This is a genomic window from Vibrio sp. 1151_11 (genome assembly GCF_029478525.1).
In the GTDB taxonomy this organism is placed as follows: Bacteria; Pseudomonadota; Gammaproteobacteria; order Enterobacterales; family Vibrionaceae; genus Vibrio; species Vibrio anguillarum.
This window is the reverse complement of record NZ_SHMN01000013.1, coordinates 44325-57470: the sequence shown is the minus strand read 5'-3', so window position 1 is coordinate 57470 and position 13146 is coordinate 44325. Positions and strand designations below refer to the sequence as shown.

10 protein-coding genes and 1 pseudogene are annotated in these 13146 nt (G+C 46.1%); 5 read left to right on the top strand and 6 right to left on the bottom strand.

Annotation, left to right across the window (positions count from 1 at the left end; all coding sequences use genetic code 11):
- Positions 1-159 precede the first annotated feature (159 nt).
- Positions 160-1308, bottom strand: coding sequence for a chromate efflux transporter (gene chrA / locus EXZ60_RS11110; protein ID WP_277435714.1), 1149 nt, complete (start codon positions 1306-1308; stop codon positions 160-162).
- A gap of 114 nt (positions 1309-1422) precedes the next feature.
- Positions 1423-2733, bottom strand: coding sequence for an MATE family efflux transporter (locus EXZ60_RS11105; protein ID WP_017050437.1), 1311 nt, complete (start codon positions 2731-2733; stop codon positions 1423-1425).
- A gap of 292 nt (positions 2734-3025) precedes the next feature.
- Between EXZ60_RS11105 and galE the strand changes: the two genes are divergently transcribed.
- From galE to galM, 4 genes and pseudogenes are all read left to right on the top strand, one after another.
- Positions 3026-4039 (top strand): UDP-glucose 4-epimerase GalE, encoded by a 1014-nt coding sequence (gene galE / locus EXZ60_RS11100; protein WP_277435713.1) that lies wholly within the window; start codon positions 3026-3028, stop codon positions 4037-4039.
- 54 nt (positions 4040-4093) lie between these two features.
- Positions 4094-5146 carry a UDP-glucose--hexose-1-phosphate uridylyltransferase gene (locus EXZ60_RS11095; protein ID WP_277435712.1) on the top strand — a complete coding sequence of 351 codons (1053 nt, stop codon included), beginning with the start codon at positions 4094-4096 and terminating at the stop codon, positions 5144-5146.
- 189 nt (positions 5147-5335) lie between these two features.
- Positions 5336-6487, top strand: a pseudogene (galK, locus tag EXZ60_RS11090) (galactokinase); the annotation flags it as partial.
- Positions 6488-6517: 30 nt separating this feature from the next.
- Complete coding sequence (gene galM, locus EXZ60_RS11085) at positions 6518-7552, top strand: galactose-1-epimerase (protein ID WP_249339189.1); 1035 nt, start codon at positions 6518-6520, stop codon at positions 7550-7552.
- A gap of 69 nt (positions 7553-7621) precedes the next feature.
- Here galM and EXZ60_RS11080 read toward each other — a convergent pair whose 3' ends face one another.
- The 4 genes from EXZ60_RS11080 to EXZ60_RS11065 form a co-directional block, all read right to left on the bottom strand.
- Positions 7622-8620, bottom strand: a complete 999-nt coding sequence (locus tag EXZ60_RS11080; protein ID WP_026027964.1) for a substrate-binding domain-containing protein — start codon at positions 8618-8620, stop codon at positions 7622-7624.
- A gap of 156 nt (positions 8621-8776) precedes the next feature.
- On the bottom strand, positions 8777-9328 hold the full coding sequence (locus EXZ60_RS11075) for a gamma-glutamylcyclotransferase family protein (protein ID WP_029388244.1): 552 nt from the start codon (positions 9326-9328) through the stop codon (positions 8777-8779).
- A gap of 10 nt (positions 9329-9338) precedes the next feature.
- The gene (locus tag EXZ60_RS11070; protein ID WP_277435711.1) at positions 9339-10280 is read right to left on the bottom strand and encodes a zinc transporter ZntB; all 942 of its coding nucleotides are present in this window, start codon (positions 10278-10280) and stop codon (positions 9339-9341) included.
- Positions 10281-10346: 66 nt separating this feature from the next.
- Positions 10347-11798 carry a RimK family protein gene (locus EXZ60_RS11065; protein ID WP_017046561.1) on the bottom strand — a complete coding sequence of 484 codons (1452 nt, stop codon included), beginning with the start codon at positions 11796-11798 and terminating at the stop codon, positions 10347-10349.
- Between the two features lie 70 nt (positions 11799-11868).
- Between EXZ60_RS11065 and EXZ60_RS11060 the strand changes: the two genes are divergently transcribed.
- The gene (locus tag EXZ60_RS11060) at positions 11869-13002 is read left to right on the top strand and encodes a GNAT family N-acetyltransferase/peptidase C39 family protein (protein WP_277435710.1); all 1134 of its coding nucleotides are present in this window, start codon (positions 11869-11871) and stop codon (positions 13000-13002) included.
- The last annotated feature ends 144 nt before the right edge of the window (positions 13003-13146 follow it).

Sequence of the window (13146 nt, the reverse complement as noted above, 5' to 3'; positions counted from 1 at the left end):
TTAGAACAGATAAGCGATGCGTGCGTGAAATTTAACTAAAAAATGGGTTATATAACCAAGCAATATGAGGTGGTACTGGAAAGCCGTTGGATGACGCTGGGTCACTAGATAAATACGGCTATTTGACGCCATGTTTAGTCACAAGGCGTATGGCCAATTTCAGTTTAATCCAAGTGCAATACCACTGAGCATAAAGAATATAACCAGCCAGACAATAGGCAGTTTTAGCTGTTTTAGTAGGTAAAAACCGGTCAGAACGATCGCCATATCTAGATGATTGCTGACCGAGCTTGTAAATACAGGGTGATATAAGGCTGAGAGTAGTAAACCAACGACGGCGGCGTTAACACCGTTGATTGCTCCTGATACTGATCGATAGTTTGCTAAGGCTTGCCAATTTTTAAGCACGCTGAGCAGTAACAAAAAACCCGGCAAAAAGACGGCAATGGTCGCCAGCGTTGCGCCTAAGATTGGCACTTGTGGTAGTAGAGCGTAACCAATGTAAGTGGCGAAGGTAAACATTGGACCAGGAACCGCTTGTGCTGCGGCATATCCTGTTAAAAATAGATCCGGGTCAAGCGCGTCGCCAACTAAATTTTGCAGCAATGGAAGTACGACATGCCCACCGCCAAACACTAAGCTACCCGCTTGATAAAAGTGGTTAAATAGAGCGATTTCAGGCATCAAGTGGGCGGCAAAAGGTAAACCGACCAGTAAGCCAATAAAGAGAGCGAAAGGGACGAAAGCGGGGACAAATGAACGTTCAGTAGCTAAATCTTGACTAGGGAGCCATTTCACTCCGATCAGCGCTGCCGCAATGAGAACTCCGATTTGCGTTCCAATACTGGGTGCAACAATCAGCATCACAGCGGTGGCCACACACAACCCAACAGTTAAGCGATTCTTACAGAAGTTTTTATACATTCCCCATGTGGCATCCGCGACAACCACAACGGCTAGCAGTTTTAAGCCGTGAATCACGTTTTGAAATAAGGGGGTTTGTAGTAATTGGCTGCTGGCGATGGCAAGGGCAACCATGATCAAAACCGAAGGGAGTGTAAAACCAGCAAAAGCGGCGCATCCACCCAGTAAGCCACCACGATGGTACCCTAGTGCAAACCCAACTTGGCTTGAACCAGGCCCTGGCAAAAACTGACTTAAGGCAACGATCTGTGCGTATTCTTTATCTTCAATCCATTTTAATTTTTCAACGAATGTATTGCGGAAATAACCAATGTGAGCGGCTGGCCCACCAAAGCTTATCCACCCAAGCAGAAAAAAAGTTTTGAAAATAGTAAACATGTGCATAAGCACTCTTAAATAGACGTTGTTTCGCTACTTTAAAAGGATGTTTGAGCAGATTCAAATTTAATCCTTAACCATTTGTAAACCGCTGAGAAATGATAAACAGACTGGTATGGGTTAACTGAGTTTAAACTTAGTCCAAGCCTTAGATCTCCAACGCCTAAACATGATGATGCCTCTAAACCATTCATCCACCGAAATGGCCACCCATGCACCCATAACTCCCCATCCCCAATGTAGGCCAAATAAGTAAGTTAAACCTGCGCCAAAAGTCCACATGCTTAATATGCCCATCTGCACTGGAAAGCGAATGTCTCCTGCGCCTTTGAGTGCGGCAATAAAAATTAGGTTAAACGTGCGCCCGGCTTCCATTGCAATGGAGCCAGCAATTAACCCTGCGACCAAGGCCGTTATCTCAGGATCAGAAGTGAAGAGGGCGATGATGTCAGCGCGCAGTAGATAAATTGAGATCGTCAATGTGCTGGAGACGAGAAAGCCAACCACAAAATATTGTTGTACTTTAGTCAGAATCTCATCCACCCAACCTTTACCAATGTAGTAGCTAGTTTGAATTTGCCCGGCTTGCCCAAGAGCTACTGAGAATGCAAAGGCGAGACGGGCAATATTTTGCGCATAAGTAAACGCGGCCAATGAAGCCGTGCCCATTTTTACAACGAAAAAAATCACCGTCAGTTGCATCATGTTATAGGAAAGAATCTCTCCCGCATTCATCATGCCGATCTTGATGATCTTCTGGTATAGCGGCTTCGGGATGATTTTCCACTCTTTCACCGGTAGTGATATGTGGTAGTACTTAACGGTGTAGTACAGCAAAATAGTGCTGACAATTTGGCTGAATACTGTTGATATCGCAACCCCTTGTACACCGTAGACGGGCAGTCCAAAGGGTTGAAAAATAGCAATATAGTTACCGATGATATTCAATAATCCGGCAAATAAATTAATGAACATCGGCGCTTTGGAGTAGCCGTTACTGCGCAAAATCGTCGCCAGTACAATGCCGATGGTAACGTTTACTGTAAAGCTGCCACTGATAACCAGATATTCATAGCCATATTGTGCGACCTGCGCTTCTAAGCCGTAGGCATTCATGACTGAATTAGCGCTCAAATAAGCGGCTAAACTGAGCGATGAGCCAATGATTAATCCAAGCAGTAAACTGGCCACCCCAACATGTGCCGATTCACTTTGGCGGCCAGAGCCATTGTATTGCCCAATTAGGATCCCTGTACCACTGCTGACCATCATTGAGACAATCAGCAAGAAAAAATTGATTTGAGTGATAACCCCAACCGCTGATACAGCCTTGTCTGAATAACTACTCAGCATAAACACATCACTGGTGTTAATCGCCGTCCGTAATAAAATCTCAATAAAGATCGGCCAAGTCAAAGTGACGATATTCATTCGGTTATTCAGTTCTACACGGCTTTGGGGCATGGGCTAAAACTCAGCAAGGTAAGTCGAACTAGAGAAGATGATGGTGCAAGGTGGTGGGCTGCAAAATATCTCACTAGAGCCTACCTGTGCGTATTGTATACGTAATTTAAATAAAATCAGTTAAGTGAAGGGAATTGTTTTAGAGTTTTCGTGGAAACGTTTACATTGTGGTGTTTTGATCACAGATTGAAAGCGAGTAAGGCTGTTAGACTTTTTCAAAAGCGAGAATCAACCTCTATCGGTATCCCAATAGGAGAGTATGGTGAAAGTATTAGTGACGGGCGGCATGGGCTATATCGGAAGTCATACCTGTGTACAAATGATACAAGCGGGTATCGACCCCATTATCGTTGACAACTTATCTAACGCGAAGATTGAAGTATTAAGCCGTATCCATGCACTGACAGATAAAACGCCCGTGTTTTATCATGGTGATATTCGTGATGAGGCCTTTCTCGATAAGGTATTTGCTGAACATAATATTGATGCTGTGATTCATTTCGCAGGTTTAAAAGCCGTCGGTGAATCCGTGATAAAACCGCTCGAATATTATGACAATAACGTCAATGGTTCGTTGGTGCTAGCGTGCAGTATGCGTAAAGCTGGAGTGAAAAGTATTGTATTCAGTTCATCGGCGACAGTGTATGGCGATCCTGAAATCGTGCCGATAACTGAAGATTCTCCAACCGGATCAACCACCAATCCTTACGGTCGTAGCAAATATATGGTTGAGCAGTGCCTGTCGGATTTAGTGGTTGCTGAGCCAGATTGGAGTGTGACCTTACTGCGTTACTTCAACCCTGTGGGAGCTCACCCTTCTGGCACTATGGGCGAAGACCCGCAAGGTGTGCCGAATAATCTGATGCCGTTTATTGTCCAAGTTGCGGTAGGTCGCCGCGAGAAGTTATCCATATTTGGTAGCGACTACCCCACACCGGATGGTACGGGGGTGCGTGATTACATTCATGTGATGGATCTAGCCGATGGCCATTTGGCCGCTTTAAATACGGTTGCGATGAAAGCGGGAAGGCATATTTACAACCTTGGATCGGGTAACGGATCGAGTGTGTTAGAGATAGTTTCAGCCTTTGCTCAAGCAAGTGGTGTTCCTATTGCTTATGAGATTTGCTCACGCCGCTCGGGTGATATTGCCGAGTGTTGGGCTAGTACCACAAAAGCGGAGCGAGATCTGGCTTGGAAGGCGACGCGCAGTATCAATGAAATGGCTGCTGATACATGGCATTGGCAATCCAATAACCCGCAAGGGTACTAGTTTTTATCCGGCGTGACGCGCCGGACTATCAAATAGCATAATTGAGTAAGCAATATGTCGAATGTTGAATTTAACCCAGTGGATCATCCACATCGTCGCTACAACCCACTCACGGGGCAGTGGATTTTAGTTTCACCACATCGCGCTAAACGCCCTTGGAGCGGGGCTGATGAAAAGCCAGCGGTAGATGAACTGCCAAGTTATGATGAGAAGTGTTTTCTTTGTCCGACAAACGCGCGCATCTCAGGTGATGTCAACCCAGACTACCGAGGTACATACGTATTCAACAACGACTTCGCAGCACTGATGGTAGATTCGCCAGATGCACCGAAGTCCGATAGCCCTCTATTCAAAACTCAAGGTGTGCGTGGTTTGAGCCGAGTGATTTGTTTCTCTCCAGATCACAGCAAAACTCTGCCAGAGTTACCCGTGGGCAACATTCGCAGCGTGATTGATACGTGGAACGATCAAATCGAAGAGTTAGGTAAAGAGTACGTTTGGGTGCAAGCATTTGAGAACAAAGGCGAAACCATGGGTTGTTCCCAACCTCACCCACACGGCCAAATCTGGGCTAATAGCTTCTTACCCAATGAAATTGAACGCAAGGAGCACAACCTAAAAGCGTATTACCAACAGCAGGGTAGTAACCTGCTGGTGGATTATGTGCAAGCTGAGCTGAAAGATGGCTCACGCATTGTGCTGGAAACAGAGCATTGGGTGGCTGTTGTGCCTTACTGGGCTGCATGGCCATTTGAAACCATGTTGCTGCCAAAAACGCATATCCGTCGCATGAGTGAGTTGAGTGATGCGCAACGTGACGATCTCGCCGTTGCGATTAAAAAACTGACCAGCCGTTACGACAACCTGTTCCAATGTTCTTTCCCTTATTCTATGGGCTGGCATTACGCGCCTTTCTTTGAAGAGGGTACGAACATTGACCATTGGCAACTGCATGCACTGTTCTACCCACCACTGCTGCGCAGTGCCTCGATTCGTAAGTTTATGGTGGGTTATGAAATGTTGGCTGAAAGCCAACGAGATTTAACCGCAGAACAAGCGGCGCAGCGTCTGCGCGAGCTAAGTGATGTTCACTACAAAGAGCAGTAACGTCATCTGTGCAGTTGTAGCCTTGTTGCTGCGTAAACGCACCCTAAGAACATAGGTAATCTATGTTCATTGGTTGAATTTACTTATCACCTCGCTGCGCCTCCAACGACTTGGGCTTAACAAAGTTTTTTTCATAGTGCTAAGTGGTTAATGGGAAATGAAAACCAGTTTATGAGTTTAGGAATGCAAATGTTTGATTTAATCCAAAATGTGAAAGCGTCTTTTGAGCAAGTGTTGGGCTACGCGCCTAGTCATATCATCCAAGCACCTGGCCGTGTGAACTTGATTGGTGAGCACACCGACTATAACGACGGTTTTGTGCTCCCCTGCGCAATTAACTACCAAACCGTGGTAGCGGCGGCCAAGCGTGAAGATAATTTAGTGCGCATCGTGTCTGTTGATTATGGCAATGCACTTGATGAGTTTGACCTCACCCAAGAGATTACTTTCCAACAAGACAAAATGTGGGCGAACTACATTCGCGGCGTGGTGAAATGTTTGCTTGCGCGTGGGTACTCGTTTACCGGAGCGGATATTACTGTCAGCGGTAATGTTCCACAGGGAGCGGGGCTTAGCTCTTCGGCTGCGCTTGAGGTCGTGATCGGTCAAACTTTTAAAGAACTTTATCAACTGGATATTTCTCAAGCGGAAATTGCACTAAATGGCCAACAGGCCGAGAACGAATTTGTCGGCTGTAATTGCGGTATTATGGATCAAATGATTTCGGCGCAAGGTCGTGAAAACCACGCGCTACTTTTAGATTGCCGTAGCTTAGAAACACAAGCGGTTTCAATGCCAGAAGAGATGGCCGTCGTGATCGTCAACTCCAATAAAAAACGCGGCTTGGTGGATAGCGAATACAACACCCGCCGTCAGCAGTGTGAAGAGGCTGCGCGTATTTTTGGCGTCAAAGCGCTGCGTGATGTAAGCATTGAACAGTTTAACCAAAAAGTTTCTGAGCTTGATGAGTTGGTGGCTAAACGTGCTCGTCACATCATTACTGAAAATGACCGTACTGTTGAAGCGGCCCAAGCGTTGCGCGCCCACGACATGAAGCGTATGGGCGAGCTGATGGCTCAATCGCACGCATCGATGCGTGATGATTTTGAAATTACGGTCAAAGAGATTGATACCTTGGTTGATATCATCAAAGAGGTGATTGGTGACCAAGGCGGTGTGCGTATGACTGGGGGCGGCTTTGGTGGCTGTATTGTGGCACTTGTCCCACCGACATTGGTTGATGCAGTGAAAGCGGCTGTCGATGAGAAATATGAAGTGGCGACTGGCCTCAAAGCGTCGATTTACGTCTGCCAAGCAAAAGAGGGCGCTGGTCTAGTGGAGGCTTGCTGCACATCTTCACTTGTTCACACTATGACTCAGCAAGTAGCCTATGATGGCCACCCGGCACAACTTGTCAGTTTGACTAACCGCATTGGTAGCCGCGTAGTATTAATGGATATTGGCGCAACATGGCTCAGTTGTGAGTTGGCGCTTAAGGATGGGGAACGCAGAGAAGTTCTGCTGGGTGTTTCCACCATGAGCGACTTCCAGAAACAACAAAGCTATATGGGCGTCACTGTGGGACGTTATGCCAACCGGATCGCTAAAGGCCAATTTGAATTAAATGATCAACGCTATCAAGTGACGACCAACCAAGCTGGAAATAGTTTGCATGGCGGTCTTGAAGGGTTAGATCAGCGTCGTTGGACTATTGCTCACAAAAGTGCTCAACAAGTGACGTTTTCAATCCATTCATCGGATGGTGACCAAGGTTTTCCCGGTAATGTTGACATTGCCGTGAGCTATGAACTGAACGATCAGAATCAATTGATCCTCCGCTATTTAGCGACCACAGATAAACCAACGCCGCTTAATTTAACCAACCATGCCTATTTTAATTTGCTAGGCGCAGAGAGTGATCATACGATTTTAGATCATTCACTTTCTATAAAAGCCGATCAATTTTTACCCACAGATCCACATGGAATCCCATTGTCAGGGCCAAAATCTGTCATCGACACGGGCTTTGATTTTCGCGTTGCAAAATCAATAGGTCGTGACTTACTCAAAGATGAGCAGCAACAAGCAAGCAAAGGGTATGACCACAGTTATTTATTGCCTGATAAAGCTGATTTAACCGTGTGCGCCGCGCAACTGAAGTCACCAGATGCAAAGGTAACCATGAGCGTATTTACGACTAAGCCTGCCATACAACTTTATAGTGGAAATTGGTTATCGGGGACGCCCAATCGGCGCGGTGGGGTTTATCAAGGCTATACGGGGGTCGCATTAGAAACTCAATACTTGCCGGATGCTCCCAATCATGCCGAATGGCAGCAACCCAGCTGTATTACTCTGCCAGGGCAAGAATATACTCATACCACCATTTACCAATTTGACGTTTAAGGTGGGTGCGTCGCTTAGATGTTGAGTATTGATGCCCAAAGTGGCGAGTGAAAGTGTAACCTGAGTGCGTCAGATTTTTTCTACCGAATCTCGACGCACCAAAGTCGGTGAGAAAATCATCGGTTCTTTTTCTATCGTTTCGCCACGGGCTAATTGGAGTGCCAGTTTAGCGGCTTTTTCAGCCATCATCTCGATTGGGTAGCGGATGGTGGTCAGCCTTGGGCGAATGTAGCGTGCGATCAACGCATCATCAAAGCCGATCACTGAAATTTGCTCAGGGCTTTTTACACCATTCTCCTCAAGCACATTTAACGCGCCCGCTGCCATATTGTCGTTGTAGGCGACCACGGCAGTCATGTCGATCGAACGGATCAGCAAGTGAGTCATCGCTTGCTCGCCACCTTCGCTGTGTGGTTCGGCCAACTCGATGTAATTAGGAGCGATCTCAATACCGTGATCTTTCAACGCGGCTTGATAACCAGCTACGCGATCTGTAGCGTCTTCAATCGAATGAGAAGAGCCAATACAAGCGATTTTTTTATGACCGTGGCGGATCAAAAACTCAGTCGCCAAATAAGCACCTTTGTAGTTATCCAATGAGATGCAGCGGTTAGCTAGTTGCGGGATATGACGGTTGATCAATACCATCGATTTCACTTCGGCGGCGTAGTCGATCAATTCTTGATCCGATAAACCTTTCGAGTGAATCACCAAAGCGTCACAACGGCTGTTGATCAACAGTTCAATCGCTTGGCGCTCTTCTTCAGCACGGTGATAACCATTGCCAATCAACAGATGCTTGCCATTGTCATGAGCCACATTATCGACCGCTTTCACGAGCATGCCAAAAAAAGGATCGGAAACGTCACTGACTAGCACGCCTATGGTGTCGGTACTTTGGCTGACTAAAGCTCGTGCGGCGGCGTTAGGCCGATAGCCAAGTAAACTCATTGCGGCGGTGACCGCTTCAATCGATGTTTTACTCGCTTTAGGGGATTTATTGATGACTCGTGAAACCGTTGCCACTGACACACCGGCTTCGCGAGCTACATCTTTGATGGTAGCCATATTACACCTCTTGCTATTGCTCGCTGTATTTAACAATGGTGGTGTAAATAAGGCAAACGAACAATGCAATCAATGTGATAATTACGACTTTCTATATAGGTAAGTCAAGGCTTCTAATTAATGTAAACGTTTAAAATTGGAATAAAAGCTAATGCGCTAACGGACCGTAGCAATCAGCCCATCAATGATCGCATGATGACAGGGTTCTACCCCTGCTAAATTACCGTATTTCGGCGCGAGGCGATCGTTAATCAGCGGATGTTGCCAGCCAACCGTGTGCTCAACAAAATGGCGCGCAAAGGTTTCTGAAAACTCTAAACAACCAGCCAGCACGGTATCGACATAGGTTTGTACGATAGGGCTTCGCTCGCAGGGAGGCTCTGGTGCCTCTTTGACATAAACCCAAATCGGCCATTGAAGGTTAAAAGCGTCATTACTCTCGATTTGATTAGCGTTGAGGGGCACTCGCTCATAACCACGCTCTCGACGGTCAAATTCTGCCAAAGCGGTTTCATCGATCTCCAGTAGTACGCCGTTGACTTGCCCTTGTCCTTCATTCACCACCAAAGGTGACAATATGTAGCTCTCATCAATTTTTCCCCAGTAACGAACTAAACCATGCGCGACCACGGGAATAGCTCTTCCTGTTTGCCCTGTTAACTGGCGAGAAGCGGAGTTGATCAAGCTGCCATAACCAAAAATATACATCATCAGTGAATTACGACTCCTTGTTGAAAAAACGTAACCGATGCAAAATCCAAAACTCTAAACCAAAAATACCAACCAGTGCGATGCAAAAGAGAGCAAAAGCAACGGGGGATTCAGTGCCGGGAATACCGCCGACATTAACCCCAAGTAAGCCAGTTAAAAAGCTTGTGGGTAGGAAGATCGCCGCAATCACCGAGAATAAATAGGTGTTTTGGTTCATCTTCTCTGCATGATATTGACGCAATTCCCCTTTGATCAGTTCGAGCTCTCCAAGGTAAAAATCGAGGGTTTCATTAATGCGCGTGATGGTGTTAACGCTGTGGCGCAGACGCAAGTTTTTATCATTTGCCAGCGAGACTTTGGAATCACTGAAATCATCGATGGCGTATTGCTGAGGTTTGATAAAACGTTTGATTTTGAGCAGCGCTTTATGCGTCTGCATCAGCTCGTCACTGAGTTCAATTTCGTTATCGTATTGGGTGATTTTCGCTTCAATGCTGTTTAAGTAGTTATCGATGTTTTTGTTTAAACCATCAATGATCTGCACGAGTACATCTGAAAGGGTTTGCGGGCCTTGCCCGGCCTGCAGTAGGTCACGGATTACATTGACGGCTTTTGACGGGATTTTTCGGGTTGAAAATAGCGCGCCATTGAAATAGAGAATGCGAACGCTCAACATATCTTCTGGGTTGGCGTTATCGTTCATGTTGACGCCACGCAAAATCAGTAAAAAGTTATCATCATCGTATTGCTCAAACAGTGGGCGAGTGTCCTCTGCTAAGAGGCTGTCGACAATTGAAATGGGGATCTGATACTGCAGCAACCACTCTTTTAAACCGGGAATATCGCGTTGGCAGTGATACCAATTCCCTGCTTCAATCAGTGAAGCGCGATTGAGTTTTTGCTGCGGAGCGGATGCAGAAAAATGCCACTGGTCGATCAAAAATTCCATGAATATCCTTATAACTTGCTCCTCAATGACTCAGCATTGAGGAGCAGTAGATTATACCAATTGAGATCAGAAGCCGCGCATTTGAATACGGCGCAGAAACTCAGTCATGATCCTATCGTAAAGAAGATCGCCTAAAAACGCATCCTCAACTTGGTGATCAATACTGGGGTTATCGTTCACTTCGATTACGTAAACTTGGCCATCAATCTCTTTCAAGTCAACGCCGTATAGGCCACTGCCGATAAGGTTTGACGCTTTTAAGGCAACATCAACCACGTTTTTAGGTACTTGCTTTAAATCCAAGGTTTCAAAGCCGCCAGAAGAGACTCGGCCACTGTTGTGGTGTTGGTAAATTTGCCAGTGGCCGCGGCTCATCATGTATTTGCAGGCGAAGATGGCTTGGCGGTTCATTACACCGATGCGCCAGTCAAAGTCAGTTGGCATGAAGGCTTGTGCCAAAATCAGAGCACTTTTTTCAAACAGTGCGCCGGCTTCACGTTCCAGCTCTTGCTCGTCGCGTACTTTGACCACGCCACGTGAAAATGCGCCATCTGGAATTTTTAATACCATGGGAAAGCTCAACTCCTGCATGACATTGCTTTTCCATTGCTCATCAAAACTTTGCAAAATCACGCCTTTTGGCGCAGGCACTTTATTGCGTTGCAATAACTCAGTTAAGAACACTTTATTGGTGCATTTCATGATCGATTCAGAATCGTCCATCACCACCAAGCCCATTTTCTCGGCCGTTTTTGCAAAGCGGTAAGTGTAGTTACTGATGTTGGTGGTGGCGCGAATAAACAAGCCATCAAATTCACCCAAACGCGATAAGTCATCCGGTGAAATGGTTTCTAGGTTGACTCCTAAACGGTTTGCGGCGCGGCGAAAACGTTTTAATGCTGAGGGATCAGAAGGTGGCATTTTCTCTTCTTCGTCCACCAGCATTGCAATATCGTAACGGTACTTTTTCTCTTGCTTCGGTTTACGCCAAACTTTGGTTGAAAACAGTTCTAATGATTCGACGAAGAAATCTTGCTCTTGGTCGTTCAAATCTTGGAATGGGAAAGGGCCAATTTTGCTGATTTGCCACTGCCCTTGAACGCGGTTCATTTCCAACTCAATGACGGGCACCATAAACTGTTCAAACAGGCGGCGAGCCAGTTTATCCAAGCCTTTTTCTGCGGTGCGGCCAAAATAAATTTTGCACTGTATAAAATCGGTTTGGGCGCACAGTTTATTGAGTTTCAATAAGCCAGAAGAGAGTAAAAAGGGTTGATTGATGTCGTTGATTGCCATCACTCGAGGGATAACGCGGTGACCGCGTGCCTCTGCCATCAGCGAGCAGTAATAGCCGCTGCTCATGTAGCCATAATCGCGACACAGGTTGACCACTTGCAGGCTGCGATGAGTATGGGTGCCATTACTGTTGAGGTATTGGTCTACACTTACCACTTGCTCTGAGGGGAAATATTGTTGCCAGTCACTGGACTGGTCGGTCACGATCAAAAGGTTTGCCATTGCTATTCTTTTCCTTAATCAATAGGAATAATATTGAGCCGCAATCTTGCCAACCACTTAAGGACGTCGTATGGACTTTCGTCTTGCGAAAAGTGCTGATCTCACTGCTCTTAATGCGTTAGAACAACAGCTGTTTGACGGAGATAAAATATCTCCACGTCAAATGAAGCGTTTTTTACATTCCAACCAAGCGGTGTTGTTTGTGGCCGATGCCGGCACAGAGCTGGCTGGATATGCATTGCTACTATTTCATCAAGGTACACAGCTATCAAGGTTGTATTCGATTGCCGTAAAACCTGATTTCAGAGGCCAGAGGATTGCTCAAAATTTGGTCGAGCAATGCGAGCGTGCTGCTCTTGATCAAGGTGCCACTACATTACGATTAGAAGTGCGTGAAGACAATACGGCAGCGATAAATTTATATGAAAAAATGGGCTATAAAACCCTGAAATTTCTTATCCATTATTACGATGATTTGTGTAATGGACGCCGGATGCAAAAACGCTTGTCGCCACAAGGGCCTAAGGTGCAATTGCCAATGCCACTTTATGTTCAGACTACGCCATTTACTTGCGGTGCGGCATGCTTGCTGATGAGCTTTTCTTGCTTGTCTAAATCGTTTGAGCCGAGTCGCACCGCTGAGCTGCAACTGTGGCGAGAAGCGACAACGATTTTTATGGCGGCAGGGCACGGTGGGTGTAGCGGCCAAGGGTTGGCATTGGCTGCTAGTCGACGCGGTTATCATGTGGAGCTGTGGAGCCAATCCAAAAGCACGCCTTTTATTGATAGCGTGCGAGATGCCAATAAAAAACAAGTTATCGAATTGGTTCATCTTGATTTTTGTGAGCAGCTTACTCATCAGGATGTGGCGATGATTGATGCACCACCGAGTCAAGAGCAACTGGAAGCGTGGGTGACGGAAGGAGCATGTGTGCTGCTACTCATCAGCACTTACCGTTTCGATGGTAAGAAAGAGCCGCATTGGATCGTACTCAGTGGTATGAGCGATAAATTCTTCTTCATTCACGATCCACATGCAGAAACAGAAGCGGATGCGATGGCTTCGGCCTTCATTCCGGTCGGCAAAAAAGCGCTGTCACAAATCATCGGTTTTGGTAAACAAAAACAGACGGCTTGTGTGGTGATTAGCTCGAACAGCAGTGCTATGCGTGTAACCACTGCTATGGGTGTAACCACTGGTTAGGATAGAGTTTAAGTGAATTCATTGAGTCATAATGACTGTTTTTTATTGAGTTGTTATGACTCTTTTTTTTGAGTTATGTTTCTTATTGCGTTGTTTTTATTTGGTATTTTTATTGGCTTGAATTGTGCTTGTGGTGTTGGTCGT